Raw genomic sequence first — 17,062 nt, 5'->3', positions numbered from 1 at the left:
CTTGCCTGCCGGGCGGTTCCGGCCCGCAATGGGCCGGTGGATCGAATTTCTGTCTCGATCGTTAATTTAGCGCGTCAGAGGTTCTTTGACGCCGTTCTTCGGAAGGAGACAGGGATGAAAACGATTCTTGCAGTGCTCTTGCTTGCGCCGATAACCCTTGCCGGCACGTCTGTCGCCAATGCCGCAGACGGTGCCGTCATTCAGCAGCCAAATCCGGGCGCCTATGGCGGCGCGCGCGTGGGTTATCTTGATTGCGGAATCAGCGGCGGTGTCGGTTACCTTCTCGGTTCGGCCAAGACGGTCGACTGCGTCTTTCGCCCGAGCGCCGACAGCGCCTCAACGGAGCGCTATGTCGGCGTTATCAGGCGGTTTGGCGTGGATGTCGGGGTGACCACCGGCACACGGATGCTGTGGGCCGTCTTCGCGCCGACGGCCGGTTATCACCAAGGCTCCCTGACCGGACTCTACCAGGGCGTCACGGCCGAGGCGACCGCGGGCGTCGGGGTCGGGGCCAATGTGCTGTTCGGCGGCACGACGGGGTCGGTGCAGCTTCAGCCGATCAGCCTGACCGGACAGACGGGCCTCAACGTCGCGGCCACGGGGACGTCGATGACATTGTCGACCGTGAACTGACAGCCGCCGCACCCGGCGAGGCGCCGCGCTGTCAGTCGGCAGCTTCGTCGGTTGCACATTCGTACAGCGTGGCGCCGGTGTCGGCGTCGCGCCCCACGAGGCTAACCTCATAACCCCAAAGCTTGCGGATGTGGCGCAGCGTCGTGTCCCGGGTCTTTCCCTCGAGAATCAGTCCGTTCCTGACAGTGTGCGCCAGCCGCAATTGGCGATCTCCCAGCAGATCGACATCGACCACCTGGATGTCGGGCCGTTTCGTGCCGATGTCATAGGCGTGCGCCAGAGCGCCGCGCACTTTTTCATAGCCGCGCTCGTTGTGAATGGACGTGACCTCGAAATGCGACGACTGCGCCTCGTCGGCGAGCACGAAGAGGCGCCATTTGCGGATCAGGGCAGGGCTCAGATACTGCCGGATGAAGGATTCGTCGCGATGGTTGGCCCAGGCCTCGAGCAGCGTCTCGCGCCAGTTGCCGTTGCCGGCGATGTCGGGAAACCAGTCGCGATCCTCCGACGTCGGCTCCATCGAGATGCGCTGGATGTCCTGCATCAGGTCCAGTCCGAGCGCATAGGGGTTTATTCCCGAATAGCGCGGATCGTCGAAGCCGGGCTGGAAGACGACGTTGGAATGGCTCTTGAGGATTTCCAGCATCGCCCCTTCGCTTACGATGCCCTTGTCGAACAGCGCATTCATGATCGTGTAGTGGACGAAACAGGCACAGCCCTCGTTCATCACCTGGGTCTGCCGCTGGGGATAGAAATATTGCGCGATGATGCGCACGATCCTGACGATCTCGCGCTGCCAGGGCTCCAGCACCAGGCTGTTCTTCTCCAGGAAATAGAGCAGGTTCTCTTCCGGCAGGTTCAGCGACTTCTTGCGTTCGTCTGCCTTGGCATCGTCGTCCACTGCCCCGTCCTGGTCCTTTGTCGGCGGCAGCGTGCGCCACAGATCGTTGTAGGAGCGCTCTTCATATTCGAGCTTTTCGCGCAAGCCCTCGCGCTCCTTCTCCGAAGAAAGGCGCGGCGGCCGGCGATAGCTGAACACGCCCTGATCCATGAGCGCATGGGCGGCATCCAGCATGGATTCGACCGCCGCCACCCCGTAGCGCTCTTCGCAACGGGCGACGTAGCCCTTGGCGAAATCGAGATAGCTCAATATGCCGCCGGCATCGGTCCATTGCCGGAACAGATAGTTGTTCTTGAAGAAATGATTGTGGCCGAACGCAGCATGTGCCGTCACCAAGGCCTGCAGGGCCATGGTGTTTTCTTCCATCAGATAGACGATGCAAGGGTTTGAATTGATGACCATTTCGTAGGCCAGGCCGCGCAGTCCCTTGCGGTAGAGCTGTTCGTGCTGCAGGAACTGCTTGCCGAATGACCAGTGCCTGTACATCAGCGGCATGCCGATGGAGGAATAGGCGTCGAGCATCTGTTCGGAGGATATGATCTCCATCTGGTTGGGGTAGATGTCGAGCCCGAGTTCATCCTCGGCCGCTTGCCCGATCGCGTCATAGACGCGGGAAAGACTGGCAAAGTCCCAATCGGAATTGGAGATCAGCGGGCCGGAGCGCGTCTTCGATGCCATCCCGCTTGTCCTTCAATTGTCGCTCGATGACGAGCTCTGGCGTGCAAAGAGCTCCCTGAACACTGCGTAAATGTCGGCTGGCTTGGCGATGCGCCGCATCTGGAAATTGGGCCACGACGCGTCGATCCGGCTGTAGGAGCGCCACAGCGAGGTGCCGTTCTCGGTCGTGCCGAAAATGTCGCTCTCGCGCTCGTCGATGATCTCGACATAGGCGAAATACTGGCAGCGCTTCATGATCTCGCTGTCGAGCAGGCCGATGCAGCGCTGCGAATCGGTGGCGAAATTGTCGCCGTCCGACGCCTGCGCGGCGTAGATGTTCCATTCCTTGCTCGGATAGCGCTCATCGATGACCTGCAACATCTTCTCGAGCGCCGTGGAGACGACGGTGCCGCCGCTCTGGGTGCTGTAGAAGAAGGTCTGTTCGTCGACCTCGTGCGCCTCGTGCGTGTGGCGGATGAAGACGATGTCGGTGCGGTCGTAGCGGCGCTTGAGGAAAAGGTGCAGCAACACGAAGAAGCGCTTGGCGAGATCCTTCTCGCGCTCCGCCATCGAGCCCGAAACGTCCATCAGGCAGAACATGACGGCGTTGGCGTTGGGCAGCGGCTGGGCCTCGAAGCGATTGAACCGTATGTCGACCGGATCGACATATGCGATCACCTTGCGCCGGCGGTTGAGGCGATCGAGCTCTTCCTTGAGCGCGGCGATCTTGTCGCGCGTCGAGGTATCGGGTTGAGACACTGCCTCCAGCGCCCGTATTTCTTCCGCCATCGCGTCAAGGTCCTCCTGCCGAGGACGTTTCAGCGCGATGCGGCGGCCGAGGCTGTTGCGCATGGTGCGCCCCACATTGATGTTGGTCGGCGATCCGGTGGCGGAGTAGCCGGCACGGCGCGGCTTGAAGGCAACGATCTCCTTCAGGCTGAGCTTGACCATGTCGGGCAGTTCGAGATCCTCGAAAAAGATGTCGAGGACCTCGTCGCGCGACAGGATGAACCGGAAATCGTCCTGCGTTTCGCGGCCCGAATTGTCCGGGCCGCCGGCGCCGCCCGATTCCGGCTTGGGGATGCGGTCTCCCGGCGTGAATTCGCGGTTGCCTGGCAGGATGTGTTCGCGCCGACCGCTGTCGCGGGCCTGCTCGAAGCGGGGCTCGCCGGTTCCGCGAGCCGGAATGGGCACGGCCTGGTCGGAATCGATATCGGCGATCTTGCCGGTCGCGACGTGCTTCTTGATATGCTGTTTCAGTTCGTCGCGTGCCCGCCGCAGGAAGCGCTGGCGGTTGCCCAGGCTCTTGTCCTTCGGGTTCAGGCGTCGATCAATGAAGTTCGGCATGGGGCGTCCTGCATGTTGAGCTTCAGCCCGCTTTGTTGACTCTCATGTACCAGTCGACCAGCCGCCGAACCTGCCGCTTGGTGTAGCCGCGTTCGACCATTCGCTGCACGAACTCGTCATGCTGCTTCTCGGTCTGCGAATCCTTCTTGGAGCCGAAGCTGATGACCGGCAGCAGATCCTCGACCTGGCCGAACATGCGCTTCTCGATGACTTCGCGCAATTTCTCGTAGCTGGTCCAGGACGGGTTGCGGCCCTGGTTGCGCGCCCGGGCGCGCAGGGTGAACTTCACCACCTCGTTGCGGAAGTCCTTGGGATTGGCGATGCCGGCCGGCTTCTCGATCTGCGACAGCTCGTTGTCCAGCACGTCGCGGTCGAAGAGTTGGCCCGTGTCGGGATCCTTGTAGTCCTGGTCCTCGACCCACGCGTCGGCATAGGCGATATAGCGGTCGAACAGGTTCTGGCCGTACTCGCTGTAGGATTCCAGATAGGCCTTCTGAATCTCGTGCCCGATGAACTCGGCATAGCGCGTGGCCAGTTCCGATTTCAGGAATTCGAGATAGGCCCCTTCCGTCTCCTTGGGGAATTGTTCGCGCTTGACCGCGTGTTCGAGAATATACATCAGATGCACCGGGTCGGCCGCGACTTCGGTGGTGTCGTAGTTGAACGTCTCCGAAAGAATCTTGAAGGCGAACCGCGTCGACACGCCGGTCATGCCCTCGTCGACGCTCGCCGCGTCGCGATATTCCTGCACCGACCGCGCCTTGGGATCGACCTCCTTGAGGGTCTCGCCGTCATAGACCCGCATCTTGGTGTAGAGCGAGGAGTTCTCGTGCTCGGCCAGCCGCGTCGAGACAGTGAAGCGGCTGAGGATATCGAGCACCTCGGGCGCGCAGGGCGAATTGGACAGGTCGCTTTCGCGCAGCAGCTTGTCGTAGATCCTCTTTTCCTCGGTGACCCGCAGGCAATAGGGGATCTTGACGACGAGGATGCGGTCGAGGAAGGCCTCGTTGTTGCGGTTGTTCTTGAACTGCAGCCATTCCGATTCATTGGAATGGGCCACGACGATGCCCTGATAGGGGAAGGCGCCGAAATTCTCGGTGCCGTTGTAGCTGCCTTCCTGGGTCGCCGTCAGAAGCGGGTGGAGGACCTTTATCGGCGCCTTGAACATCTCGACGAATTCGAGCAGGCCCTGGGTCGTCTGGTTGAGGCCGCCGCTATAGGAATAGGCGTCGGGGTCCGACTGGCTGAAATGCTCGAGCTGGCGGATGTCGACCTTGCCGACCAGGGCCGAAACGTCCTGGTTGTTCTCGTCGCCGGGTTCCGTCTTGGCGATGCCGATCTGGCGCAGCTTCGACGGCATCAGCTTGACGACGCTGAACTTGGAGATATCGCCCGAGAGCTCGTCGAGGCGTTTGGTTGCCCAAGGCGAGATCAGGCCCGTCAGCCGGCGCCGCGCGATGCCGTACTTGTCTTCCAGCAGATCGCCCATGCGTTCGGGATTGAACAGGCCGAGCGGCGATTCCATGATCGGGCTCATCTGGTTGCCGATCTTGAGCGTATAGATGGGATATTCCTCCATCAGCGACTTCAGTCGCTCGGCCAGCGACGACTTGCCGCCACCGACGGGGCCGAGGAGATAGAGGATCTGCTTGCGCTCTTCGAGGCCCTGGGAGGCGTATCGGAAATAGCCGACGATCCGTTCGATCGTATCTTCCATGCCGTAGAAATCGGCAAAGGAATCGTACAGCTTGACCGTCCGGTTTGCGAAGATGCGGCCGAGACGCTCGTCCTTGCTGGTATCCACAAGGGTCGGCTCGCCGATGGCTGCCATCATCCGCTCGGGCGCCGTGGCGTACATGAATTTGTCGTCACGGCAGGCCAGCAGATATTCCTGCAGGCTCATCTCCTCCTGTGCAGCACCGGAGTAGATCTCCGAAAACAGTTCAAAGACGTCGGATTCATTCCCACGCATCGCTACCTCGCCAGGGTTCTCTCCTCCCCGATAGTCCTTCTCGACATTACTTCAGATTGAATAGATTCGCGCCCTCTTCGTTCCTTCACATTTCGGCGAGCGGTGCTATTCGAAAGGACCACATGCGCCGTGCCCACCTTATGGTGCGCCATTGGCTGCCCTCGATTGGGTGCTTCGCAAGTGCTACGCGCTAATGCCGCCATCGCCGAACAGATCCTCATTCCGGCACGATAGACGTACACCTTGGATCAAATGCGATCGAAACCCGTGAAGATGCATCCTTCAGGTGCACGCGGGCCATGATTCGGACAATCGCAATGTATCATATCACGCGGGCAAAGTGCGCCCCCGCATAACGGTCTGTTGTGCAAAAATCCTGATCCGGGGGAGGGGTGCGTCGCCTGAGGCGGTTTGCGACGGTAGCGCTCGCAATGGCAGGGCCGTGGAAGGCGGTCATTGCACCGGGCTCGTCGCGGGACGGACATCCGGGCAGGACGTTGTTTGGGCGTGCCGGTGAGGGCACGCCCGATCGGCGCAGCCGACTCAGCCCAAAAGGGCGTTGTCGTCGCGTTTGATCGCGATGATCGAAGAGCGCGGCAGCATGTCCTTGCCGTCGGGGAAGGGGGCGTCCGGGTGCTGGATGCCGACGAACATCGTACGGCGGTCGGCCGACCAGCAAAGCCCTGTCACCTCACAGCCGAAGGGCCCGGTGAGGAAGCGCTGGATCTCGCCCGTCGCCGGGTCGCCGACAAGCATCTGGTTGTTGCCCTGACCTGCGGCATCGCCTTCGTTGCTGTCGTCTCCGTCTGTCTGGATCCAGATCATGCCGGTCGTATCGATGACCATGCCGTCCGGCGAGTTGAACATGTTGCCGGTGTTGATATTGGCGCTGCCGGCATAGGGTCCCTCGCTGTGGACGGAGGGGTTGCCCGCCATGACGTAGAGGTCCCACTCGAATATCGACGAGGCGTGGTTGTCGCCGGCTGGGCGCCAGCGGACGATCTGGCCGTAATTGTTGGTCTCGCGCGGGTTCACCGCACTGACAGCCATCGCGTCTCCACCCGCATTGGTGCGGATTTCGCCGTCATCGCCGGCACCGCGGCGGCTGTTGTTGGTCAGGCAGCAATAGGCCTCGATCGCCGTCGGGTTGACGGCCACCCATTCGGGACGGTCCATCGTGGTCGCGCCCACTTTCGATGCAGCCGTACGGGCGAAGATCGCAATCTCGGCCGCCGCCATGCCGGTCGCCTCCGGCGTGAGCGCCAGCCATGTGCCGGTCTGGTCGTCGTTGAACTTTCCGACGTAGAGCGTGCCCTCGTCGAGCAGCGTCGAGGTGTCGCCGCCCGGCACATAGACGTCGCGCGACAGCCACTTGTAGAGGAACTCGCCTCGCTCGTCGTCGCCCATATAGACCACGACGCGGCCGTCGGGCGCGAGTACGCAGGCGGCGTTTTCGTGCTTGAAGCGGCCGAGCGCGGTGCGCTTCACCGGGGTCGAGGCAGGGTCGGACGGATCGATCTCGACGATCCAGCCGGCGCGGTGCGGCTCGTTCGGGTTCCGGCTGACATCGAAGCGCGCATCGAACGTTTCGTAGCCATAGCGTCCTTCTGCGCCGATGCCGTAGCGCTGGTAGCCGGCGGCGATCTTTTCATCGGAAGGCATCTCGCCGGTGGCGCCGAAATAGCCGTTGAAGTTCTCCTCGCAGGTCAGGTACGTGCCCCACGGCGTCTTGCCGGCGCCGCAATTGTTGAATGTGCCCAGGCTTTCCGTGCCCGTCGGGTCGTCTTCGGTCTTCATCAGATCGTGCCCGGCGGCGGGCCCGGCAATACGCATCGGCGTGTTGTGAGTGATGCGGCGGTTGAAGGGACTGTCCTTCACGACCTGCCAGCCATTCTCACCCTCGCGGACCTCCATCACGGCCACGCCCTGAAGATTCTGGAGCTTGCGCACGCCGTCGGCGTCGCCCGCCTTGCCGTCGGCATGGCTTGCGGGAAGGTTCACCTTGGTGTTGGTGTATTCGTGGTTGACGGCGATCACCTGGGCATCGCCGATCATGAAGAGCTCCATACCGTCGGTGTTCTCGCCGAACACCTTGTCCGACATTTCCACGCTGCCGCCGGTCTCCTGCGCAAAATCGCCGTCCGCCTCGGCAAAAAGCGGATCGCCCCAGCTTATGAGCCTGCTCCAGGAATAGCCTTCGGGCACGTGCACCGTACCGTCGGTGGCGGTCGGAACCGGCTTGAAGGCGAAGCGGCTGGCATGTTGAGCCAGCGCGGAGGTGGAATTGAAGAGGCCCGTTCCCATGACCGCCGCGCCGGACCCGAAAGCGAGCACGCCGCCCAGAAAGCCGCGGCGCGAAATCGCGCGCTCGACGACACGGTCGAACTCCTGTTCCTCAGACCGCGGGAAGTTCAATTCGTCCCATTCGTCGGCAGATATCGCGGTTGCGTCGATGTCGGTCATCGTCTTCTCCTGGCTGTCTCGCTGGGTCGCGTCTGGCGCATGCCAATCCACATTTCCTGATAGCCGGGCGGTTTAACGGTTTGGTGACACGGCCTGTGGGCGGCGGCGACCACGCCTGCATCACCCGGATTTCAGGCGGCCAGTCCGATCAGCACCCCGCCCGTCGCCGCGACGACGACCACGACCCAGGGCGGCGCCTTCCAGGCCATGAGGAGCACGAAACAGGTGAGTGCCAATGCGAACTCGTACGGCCCGAGAATGGCGCTGGTCCAGACCGGCTGGTAGAGCGCGGCGCCCAGGATGCCGACGACCGCGGCATTGGTGCCGCGCATGATCGCCTGGGCGGTCGGTCGCGCGCGAAACGCGTCCCAGAACGGGATGATGCCGATGAGCAGAAGAAAGCCCGGCAGGAAGATGGCGACGAGGGCGATGGCCGCGCCGAGAAGTCCGTTGGGCTCAGGGCCGAGCACCGCGCCGAGATAGGCGGCGAAGGTGAACAGCGGGCCCGGTACGGCTTGCGCCGCGCCATAGCCGGACAGGAACTGGTCGGCCGTCACCCAGCCTGGACGCATGACGCCGGACTCCAGAAGCGGCAGCACGACATGCCCGCCGCCGAAGACGAGCGAGCCCGCGCGATAGAAGGATTCGAACACCGCCAGCCCTTGCGCGGAGGTCGCTGCGGCGGCCAGGGGCAGGCCGAAAAGCAGGATGAAGAACAGGATAAGGCAGGCCACGCCGACGCCGCGCGAGACGGGGAAGCTCATATGGCCGGAAACCGCCTTGCCGTTCGACCGGCACAGCCACAGCCCGGCAAGACCGCCAGCCACGATCGCGGCGATCTGCCCGAGCGAACCGGCGGCGAGGACCACGATCAGCACGGCTGCAAGCGCGATGCTGGCGCGTTCCTTATCGGGGCAGAGGTTTTCGCCATGCCCCAGACGGCCTGCGCCACGATGGCAACGGCGACGGCCTTAAGCCCGTGGATGATGCCGGAGCCGATTGGCCCGCCGAAGGCGCCGGCACCGAGCGCGAACAGCACGAGCAGGATCGCCGAGGGCAGGGTGAAGGCCGTCCAGGCCGCCGCCGCGCCCAGAGCGCCGCCGCGAAAAAGTCCGAGCGCGAAGCCGACCTGGCTGGACGCCGGGCCGGGCAGGAACTGGCACAGCGCGACCAGATCGGCATAGCCCTTCTCGTCGATCCACTTCCGGCGGGTCACCAGTTCATCGCGGAAATAGCCCAGATGGGCGATCGGGCCGCCGAAGGAGGTCACGCCGAGCTTGAGGAATGCGGCGAAGACCTCGCCGGCGGTTCCTTTGCGGCCTTTGCCATGTGTAACCGTGTCGCCGGTGGCGTCGTTCATCCGTTTGTCTCGCCCGTTGTTCCAAGTCGGCAAACGAGGGGTCATTGCTTCATCGGTGTCAACCCGCCGGGCTTTTGATCATTTACGGGTCGGTTGTCCGCTGCCATGGAAATCCACCTCGACTGCTGCGCACCGATCCGCACCTTCGATCTCGATCGGCCGCAAGCGGCTTGCCACGACGAATAAGCATGATAGTCATATTCATGTTTAAACCGGCCTGTCGGCCAAGCGGCTTGTGCAATGAGCTACCAGCATTCGATGACGTGCTATACGGAAGGCATTCGGGTGCTCGCGCCTGTCAAATGGCGCGGCCTCGATGGGCTGATGAGCGTATTCTGGAATGCCGAAGGCCAGGCCGGGGCCAGGGGATACTATCTGTCGCCCGATCCGCGCATCGTGGTCTTTTTCAACGACGTGTCGCCTCACATCCGGATGACCAACCGGGAAGGGGGAGCAACACAGCATTATCGTCCGATGACGCGCGCGATCTATGTGCCCGCCGGCGTTCCCCTGTGGACCAATTTCACCTCAGTGCATCGCTTCTCGCATCTGGACCTGCATGTGCACAGGGAGCGGATGCTGAGGTTTCTCGCGCCTTCGGTTGGAACATCGGCCGCGCTTGGCGCCATGCGCCGCCCGGTGGAAATTCAGGATGTCGGGGCGATCGAAGCGCTGGCCGGCCTGCTGGTCGACGAGGTGTCGAATCCGTCGAAACACGCGGTCTACGGCGAAAGCCTCGTCGGCAGCATCGTGACCGGCCTTCTCGATATCCCGGATCACGACGTCAAGCCGGGCAATGGCAGGCTCACCCAGGCGCAGATGAACAAGCTGATAGCGCGCGCCGACGCCCATGGCGATTGCCGCCTGAGCGTTGCCGAAATGGCCGCGACGGTCGGCTTGTCCGAAAGCTGGTTCGCCAATGTCTTCAAGCAGACGACGGGCAAAACGCCGCTCCAGTGGCAGCTTGGACGGCGGGTCGGACTCGCCCAGGAAATGCTGGCCGAAAGCGATCTGACGGTCGCCGACATCGCCGCCCGGCTTGGCTTCACCGACCAGGCGCATCTGACAAAAACCTTTCGGCAGATTGTCGGTGAAACGCCGGCCGCGTGGCGCCGATTGCGGCAGGTCGGTTAGCGCGCGTTCGCTTCAAACGGAAACATTTGAGCGAAAGGTACATGTTCCAACATATTGATCTGGCGTGCATATCTTTGCTTCAAACGTTTCCGTTTGAAGCGAACGCGCGTCAGCCGAGGGTATTGCCCCACCCGCAAATGGCCGCGGGTGGGGCATATCGTTACCAAGTGTGGCGCAGGGTCGCGAAAACGGCACGGCCGGGATTGTAGAAATCTGCGCCGAAGCCGCCATAAGCGACGTACTTCTCGTCGAACAGATTGCTTACATTCACCTCGAACGTGGTGTTCTCCCGGATATCGTAGGTATAGGCGGCGTCGAAGACGATGCTGTCACCGGTCCACTGCGTGTTGGCGTTGTCGAAGTAGTAGGAGCTTTGATAGCGCGCACCCAGTCCGAATGTCATGTCACCAATGGTTCCGTTGCCTTTAAGATCGTAGTTGAGCCAGAGCGACGCAACCTGGTTCGGTACGAACGACAACTCGTTACCCTCGAAGCCGGCCGCTCCGTTTTCGACGATTTCGGACTTCATGTAGGAATAGGCAGCCGTGAGACTGAGATTATACATCATCTCCGCCTTGGCCTCGAGGTCGATGCCGCGGACCCGCACCTCGCCAATCGCCTCTTCGAAGCCGGTGGCCGGATTGGTGCGTGTGATGTTGTTCTTCGTCAGATCGTAGACGGAAGCGGTGAACAGGGCCGGGAAAGCGTCAGGCCGGTACTTCACGCCGATTTCATATTGCTCGCCGCGTTCGGGTTCGACGCCCAGCGAAGCGGGAACCACCGATTCCGCGTAGCTCGCATAGGCGGCAAACTCATTGGTGAACCGGTAGGTCAGGCCGAAACGGCTGGTCAGTTCGCTGATGTCGCCGTCGCTCGTCGTGCCGGCGAGATTGTTCGTCTCCGAGATGTCGATCCAATCGTTGCGCAGGCCGATGGTTGCAATCAGCCTGTCTGCGAAGGTCAGGTTCTGCTCGACATAGATGGCCGTGGTCTTCTGGTCGGTGTTGGTGCTGGTGTAGGGCGGAACCGATTCCGGTGCGCCGGTATAGACCGGATTCGTCCAGTCGATGCCGGGCGCGTCGTTGGAAAAATAGCCGTTGTTGGTAGACGACGTATTGTTATATTCGACGCCGACCAGCGTCCGGCTGTCCACGAATTCGAAGCTCGTGTCGTATTGCAGGTGTGCATCGATGATGAACCGTTCGGCCGCGGAGTCGTTGGCGAAGAAGGCCCGCTCTGCGATCGTCGATCCATCCGTCGGCGTGCCGGAAATATAGGCGTAGCCGAAATTGCTGCTCTCGTCGCTGTAGCGCGCATTGGCGTTGAAGGTCAGCCCGGTTCCGAAATCGTGATCGAACATGACGCTGACGCTGTCCCGGTCCACGCCGCGATAGTTGAAATCCGGCTCACCGAAGAAACGGCTCCGGTCGAAATCCGTACCGACGGGGTGGCCGCCGCCGCCGGGAACGCCGTCCTTGTCCAGATGGTCGTAGACAACAGTCAGGTTGGTCATGTCGGTGGGGCGCCATGTCAGGCCGCCCATGAAGAACTTTTCGTCATCGCGGGAATAATCGTACTCGGCATCGGCATTCTGCAACTTGCCTGTCATGCGAAAGGACAAGGTATCGTCCGCCGTGACGTTGTCACCGAAATCGAAACCGATCTCGGCGTGGTCAAAAGAGCCACCCGTGACATAGGCTTCGCCGAACCGTTCGCGCTTCGGTCGCTTGGTGACGAAGTTGACCGATCCGCCGGGGTCCGAGACGCCGAAGACGGTCGAATTGGCACCTTTGAGTACCTCGATGCGCTCATAGGCGTAAGGCTCTTCGCGGATGCCGCCGAACGGCGCGCCGAGCCGCAACCCGTCACGATAGGTCAAGGCGTCGAAGCCGCGGATCTTGAAGAAGTCGAAACGGTCGTCCGAGCCGTAGAAGTCGGTTGTCACGCCGGCGGTATATTTCAGCGCGTCCTCGACATTCTTAACCCCGCGCTCTTCCATCTCTTTGGCTGTGATCACGGATATCGAAGCGGGGGTGTCGAGGATGTCCGTCGCCATCTTGCTGCCACTGGTGGTCTGGGTGGCGACGATCGAGTTCGCATCGTCATCGCCGCCGCCCTTGACGGTGATCGTCTCGAGAACGGTGGCAGAACCGGAATTCTCAATCTCTTGGGCCCGCAATGACGTCGAGGGCAGGGCGACCAGCGCTGTGCAGCCCAGCAATAGAGCGGTTCTGACACGCACCCGTTCGTGATTGCCGCCCGTCGTTTCGATTCTCATGGCCAGGTTCCAGAGCTTGAAATTGCTTATGTTGACCGCCGGCAGGCCGGCAGCTGCCGAATGGCTTGATTGAGGGCGGCGGGCGAAACATCGCCCCTATGCGAGGTTGCCCGAGCCCTGGACTGCACCAAAGTTTGCCTGACACAGCCTTGCGGCGTCTGTTAACTTGAGTGCAGCATTCCAGTATTGTAGATTCCTCCGGTTTTGTAGGAATCTACGGAAAGATCGACACGCTCCCGCCGAGCAGGGGGCGCCCGACTTGACGTCGGCGGATTAACCTGAAACTGAAATTCAACTTAAAACGCCCTGGAGAGTTTCGCCGATGCTGCGGTTGTTCCGCCTGTTCGCACCGTTTGCCGCGACATGCTTGTCATTGTTCGCGGCCGGTTGCGCATGGGCTGGGGAAGACGCCTTTCCCGTGACCATCGAGCATGCACTGGGCACGACGACGATTGCCGAAAAGCCCGAACGGGTAGCGACGGTCGCCTGGGCGAATCATGAAGTCCCGCTGGCGCTCGGCATTGCGCCGGTCGGGTTCGCCGCGGCCAATTTCGGCGATGACGACGGCGACGGTGTGCTACCCTGGGTGGCCGGCAAACTGGCTGAGCTCGGTGCCGACACGCCGGTGCTATTCGACGAGGGCGACGGCATCGATTTCGAGGCTGTGGCCGCGACCGATCCCGATGTGATCCTGGCATCCTATTCGGGCCTGAGCCAATCCGACTACGACACTCTGAGCAAGATCGCTCCGGTCGTCGCTTACCCGGACTCTCCCTGGGCGACCGATTGGCGCGACATGATCCGCTTCAACAGCGCCGGCCTGGGTATGGCGGCCGAGGGCGAGGCGCTGATCGGGCGGATTGAAGGTGAAATCGCCCAGGCGGTCGCACGACATCCCGAACTGGCGGGCAAGTCGGCGATGTTCATCACCCATCTCGACACGACCAATCTGAGTGTCGTCAGTTTCTACACGACAAACGATACGCGGGTGAAATTCTTTCAGGATCTCGGCTTGAGGGCGCCGCAAAGCGTGATCGAGCCTTCCAGGCCCGGTCAGTATTCGGGCCAGATCAGCGCCGAAAGGATCGATGCATTCGACGATGTGGATATCGTCGTGACCTATGGCGGCGAGGCGTTGCTCGAGGCACTGAAGGCCGATCCCTTGATGTCGCGAATGCCTGCCGTCGCACATGACGCCGTGGTCATGCTCGGTCGCGATCCGCTGGGTACCGCGGCCAACCCGACGCCGCTGTCGATTTCCTGGGTTCTCGACGAATATGTGGACATGCTGGCCAAAGCCGCCGCAAAGACCGAATGACGACGGACAGTATCACGCCTCCCGTACAGGCGGTTTCGGGCCGGGCGAACGGCATGAGATCGATCTGGCTCGTTGCCGTGATGGCAGCGCTCGTTCTGCTCCTCGTCTCTTCGGTCGCCATCGGCACGCGCGACGTCGCATGGGCCGATATCGTGGCGGCGCTGGGCGGCCAGGTCGACAGCATCGGCCAGGCCGTGGTGGCCGCGCGCATCCCGCGGACGATCCTTGCCGGTCTCGCCGGCGGGGCGCTCGGACTGACCGGGGCAATCATGCAGGGCGTGACGCGCAATCCGCTGGCCGATCCTGGAATTCTGGGTGTTAACCGCGGCGCCGCGCTGGCCGTCGTCGTCGGGGTCGCGTGGTTCGACATGGCGTCGGCACAGGCCTACATCTGGACGGCCATATTGGGCGCTGGCGTTGCCGCGGGTTTCGTTTACACGATCGGATCGCTGGGGCGCGGCGGCGCGACGCCGTTGAAGCTGGCGCTGGCCGGTGTCGCCACCTCGGCCGCCCTGTCTTCGCTGGTCATCGCGATTGTCCTGCCGCGCGCCGATATCGCCGGGGGCATTCGCTCGTGGCAGGTCGGCGGGGTTGGCGGTGCCACCTTCGACGATATCGCCAATGTCCTTCCCTTCCTTGCCGTGGGATTCGTGCTCAGCCTGCTGTCGGCGCGCAAGCTGAATCTTCTGGCGCTTGGCGACGAACTGGCGGCGGGACTGGGCGAGCGCGTCGCCCTGGCGCGCGCAATGTCCGTGCTCGGCGCCATCCTGTTGTGCGGTGCGACGACAGCTGTCTGCGGGCCGATCGGCTTTGTCGGCCTGGTCGTGCCGCATCTTTGCCGCCTGCTGGTCGGCATCGACCATCGCTGGCTGTTGCCCTTTTCCACGCTGACGGGCGCCTGTCTGCTGCTGGCCGCCGATGTCACCGGCCGGATCATCGCCCGCCCGAACGAACTCGAGGTCGGCATCGTGACCGCCTTCGTCGGGGCACCGTTCTTCATCTGGATCGTCCGTCGCCAGCGGGTTCGAGACCTATGACGATGCTTTTGTCGCCGGTCGATATCGTCATCCAGGGCCGCAGCAGCCGCGCGCGCCGGCGCCGACTCGTGATCGCCGTTTTGCTGGCCCTGCTTGCCGCGCTCTTCGCGCTGACGCTGATGGTCGGCCAAAGCTACACGCCGCCCGGCGACGTCGTGCGCGTGCTGCTCGGCCACGATGTGCCGGGCGCCGGCTTCGCTGTCGGGCAATTGCATCTGCCCCGCGCCGTGCTGTCGGTCTTGTCCGGCCTCTGTTTCGGGCTCGGCGGTGCTGCCTTCCAGATCATGCTGCGCAACCCGCTGGCCAGTCCGGACATCATCGGCATCAATCTCGGCGCCAGCGCGGCGGCGGTCTTTGCCATTGTCGTCTTGTCGCTGAGCGGACCGGCCGTGTCGGTCTTCGCCGTGATGGCCGGCCTGGCCGTGGCGCTCCTGATCTATGCGCTGTCCTTCCGCAACGGCGTCGCCGGCACACGCCTGATCCTGGTGGGGATCGGCGTCTCCGCCATGCTGGAAAGCTTCATCGCCTATACGCTGTCGCGCGCCCCGGCATGGAACCTTCAGGAGGCGCTGCGCTGGCTGACCGGCAGTGTGAACGGCGCGCAGCTTGGTCAGACCGTGCCGGTGCTGTTGGCGCTCGCCGTCTTCGGCGGACTGCTTCTCAGCCGCGCCCGCGACCTCGACACGCTGAAACTGGGCGACGACACAGCGGCGGCCCTCGGCACCGACATCGTCCGCACCCGCATCATCGTGATGATCGCGGCGGTCGGCGCGATCGCGGTGGCGACCGCGGCAACGGGGCCGATCTCCTTCGTCGCCTTTCTTTCGGGAGCGATCGCCGCACGCATTGTCGGCGGCAACGGATCGCTGCTGATCCCGTCGGCGCTGATCGGGGCGACGCTCGTGCTGGCGGGCGATTATTGCGGCCAGTTCCTCCTGCCCAGCCGCTATCCGGTCGGCGTGGTCACCGGGGCGTTGGGTGCGCCTTACCTGATTTACCTGATCGTGCGCGTAAACCGCACCGGGGGCTCGCTATGACCGTTCATACTCTCACCGCCAGCCGGCTTTCGGCGGGTTATGGTGACACAGAAGTCCTGAGCGGGCTCGAACTCGCCGTGCCGCCCGGCAGGATCACCGCAATCGTCGGCGCCAATGCCTGCGGCAAGTCCACGCTGTTGCGGGCGATGTCCAGGCTCATTGCGCCGCGCCAGGGCCATGTTCTGCTTGATGGCAAGTCGGTCCACCGGATTCCGCCGCGCGAGCTGGCGCGGACATTGGGCCTGCTTCCCCAGTCGCCGATTGCGCCGGAAGGCATCACGGTCGCCGATCTTGTCAGCCGCGGAAGACATCCTCATCAGGGCATGTTTTCACGCTGGACACGCAAGGACGACGAGGCCGTTGCCGCCGCGCTCACGGCCACTAGAACCCTCGAACTGGCCGAAAGGCCGGTGGACGAGCTTTCCGGCGGGCAGCGCCAGCGTGTCTGGATCGCCATGGCGCTGGCGCAGCAGACGGAGATCCTGTTGCTGGACGAGCCGACGACCTTTCTCGACATCAGCCATCAGGTCGAAGTGCTGGATCTGCTGTCGGACCTCAATCACGCACGCGGAACCACCATCGTCATGGTGCTGCACGACCTCAATCTGGCAGCGCGCTATGCGGACGACCTGTTGGCCATGGTCGGCGGGCGCGTGCAGGTCTCGGGCAAGCCGGAAGACGTATTGACGGAAGCGAGCGTGCGGGAGGTCTTCGGGCTCGAAAGCCGCATCATCAAGGATCCGACCTCGGGCAGGCCGATCATGCTGCCGATCGGGCGGCATCGCATGGCAACGGCGTGAATTTGGCGGCGATGTCCTCGAGACCTTTAAATCCCGGCGATTTCAGTGCAGGAAGAGGTCGAGTACGGTACAAATCCGGGCAATTTGCCCCTATGTGAACGCCGGATTGATGATCTGATCGGGCT

At 62.8% G+C, this 17,062-nt stretch carries 11 protein-coding genes and 1 pseudogene; 6 read left to right on the top strand and 6 right to left on the bottom strand.

The window, feature by feature from the left end; all coding sequences use genetic code 11:
* Positions 1-114 precede the first annotated feature (114 nt).
* A complete protein-coding gene (locus GM909_RS07060) occupies positions 115-633 on the top strand; it encodes a DUF992 domain-containing protein (RefSeq protein ID WP_157015494.1) in 519 nt (172 codons plus the stop codon).
* Between the two features lie 31 nt (positions 634-664).
* On the opposite strand, the gene GM909_RS07055 is transcribed toward GM909_RS07060, so the two are convergent.
* From GM909_RS07055 to chrA, 5 genes and pseudogenes are all read right to left on the bottom strand, one after another.
* Complete coding sequence (locus GM909_RS07055) at positions 665-2,212, bottom strand: SpoVR family protein (protein ID WP_157015493.1); 1,548 nt, start codon at positions 2,210-2,212, stop codon at positions 665-667.
* Positions 2,213-2,224: 12 nt separating this feature from the next.
* Positions 2,225-3,538, bottom strand: a complete 1,314-nt coding sequence (locus GM909_RS07050; RefSeq protein ID WP_157015492.1) for a YeaH/YhbH family protein — start codon at positions 3,536-3,538, stop codon at positions 2,225-2,227.
* 22 nt (positions 3,539-3,560) lie between these two features.
* On the bottom strand, positions 3,561-5,510 hold the full coding sequence (locus GM909_RS07045) for a PrkA family serine protein kinase (protein ID WP_157015491.1): 1,950 nt from the start codon (positions 5,508-5,510) through the stop codon (positions 3,561-3,563).
* 543 nt (positions 5,511-6,053) lie between these two features.
* On the bottom strand, positions 6,054-7,973 hold the full coding sequence (locus tag GM909_RS07040) for a PhoX family protein (protein ID WP_157015490.1): 1,920 nt from the start codon (positions 7,971-7,973) through the stop codon (positions 6,054-6,056).
* Positions 7,974-8,104: 131 nt separating this feature from the next.
* A pseudogene (gene chrA, locus GM909_RS07035) lies at positions 8,105-9,333 on the bottom strand (chromate efflux transporter).
* A gap of 240 nt (positions 9,334-9,573) precedes the next feature.
* Between chrA and GM909_RS07030 the strand changes: the two are divergent.
* Positions 9,574-10,467, top strand: a complete 894-nt coding sequence (locus tag GM909_RS07030; protein ID WP_157015489.1) for a helix-turn-helix domain-containing protein — start codon at positions 9,574-9,576, stop codon at positions 10,465-10,467.
* Between the two features lie 160 nt (positions 10,468-10,627).
* Here the strand turns inward: GM909_RS07030 and GM909_RS07025 are convergent, their stop codons facing one another.
* Positions 10,628-12,745: a TonB-dependent siderophore receptor gene (locus tag GM909_RS07025; RefSeq protein WP_157015488.1), complete on the bottom strand. Its 2,118-nt coding sequence runs from the start codon at positions 12,743-12,745 to the stop codon at positions 10,628-10,630.
* A 322-nt stretch (positions 12,746-13,067) separates the two neighbouring features.
* Here GM909_RS07025 and GM909_RS07020 point away from each other — a divergent pair, with 322 nt between their 5' ends.
* Genes GM909_RS07020 through GM909_RS07005 form a run of 4 tightly spaced genes read left to right on the top strand, consistent with a single transcriptional unit; the run spans position 13,068 to position 16,937 of the window.
* Positions 13,068-14,063, top strand: a complete 996-nt coding sequence (locus GM909_RS07020; protein ID WP_157015487.1) for an iron-siderophore ABC transporter substrate-binding protein — start codon at positions 13,068-13,070, stop codon at positions 14,061-14,063.
* On the top strand, positions 14,060-15,100 hold the full coding sequence (locus GM909_RS07015) for a FecCD family ABC transporter permease (protein ID WP_157015486.1): 1,041 nt from the start codon (positions 14,060-14,062) through the stop codon (positions 15,098-15,100). Before GM909_RS07020 ends, GM909_RS07015 begins: the two co-directional genes overlap by 4 nt.
* A gap of 2 nt (positions 15,101-15,102) precedes the next feature.
* Positions 15,103-16,137, top strand: coding sequence for a FecCD family ABC transporter permease (locus tag GM909_RS07010; RefSeq protein ID WP_157015535.1), 1,035 nt, complete (start codon positions 15,103-15,105; stop codon positions 16,135-16,137).
* Positions 16,134-16,937, top strand: coding sequence for an ABC transporter ATP-binding protein (locus GM909_RS07005; protein ID WP_157015485.1), 804 nt, complete (start codon positions 16,134-16,136; stop codon positions 16,935-16,937). The genes GM909_RS07010 and GM909_RS07005 overlap by 4 nt, the downstream gene beginning before the upstream one ends.
* Positions 16,938-17,062: the final 125 nt, after the last annotated feature.

The sequence above is a fragment of the Mesorhizobium xinjiangense genome, assembly GCF_009749525.1.
In the GTDB taxonomy this organism is placed as follows: Bacteria; Pseudomonadota; Alphaproteobacteria; order Rhizobiales; family Rhizobiaceae; genus Mangrovimarina; species Mangrovimarina xinjiangensis.
The sequence above is the reverse complement of the archived record's forward strand: the minus strand, read 5'-3'. Positions and strand labels throughout refer to the sequence as shown.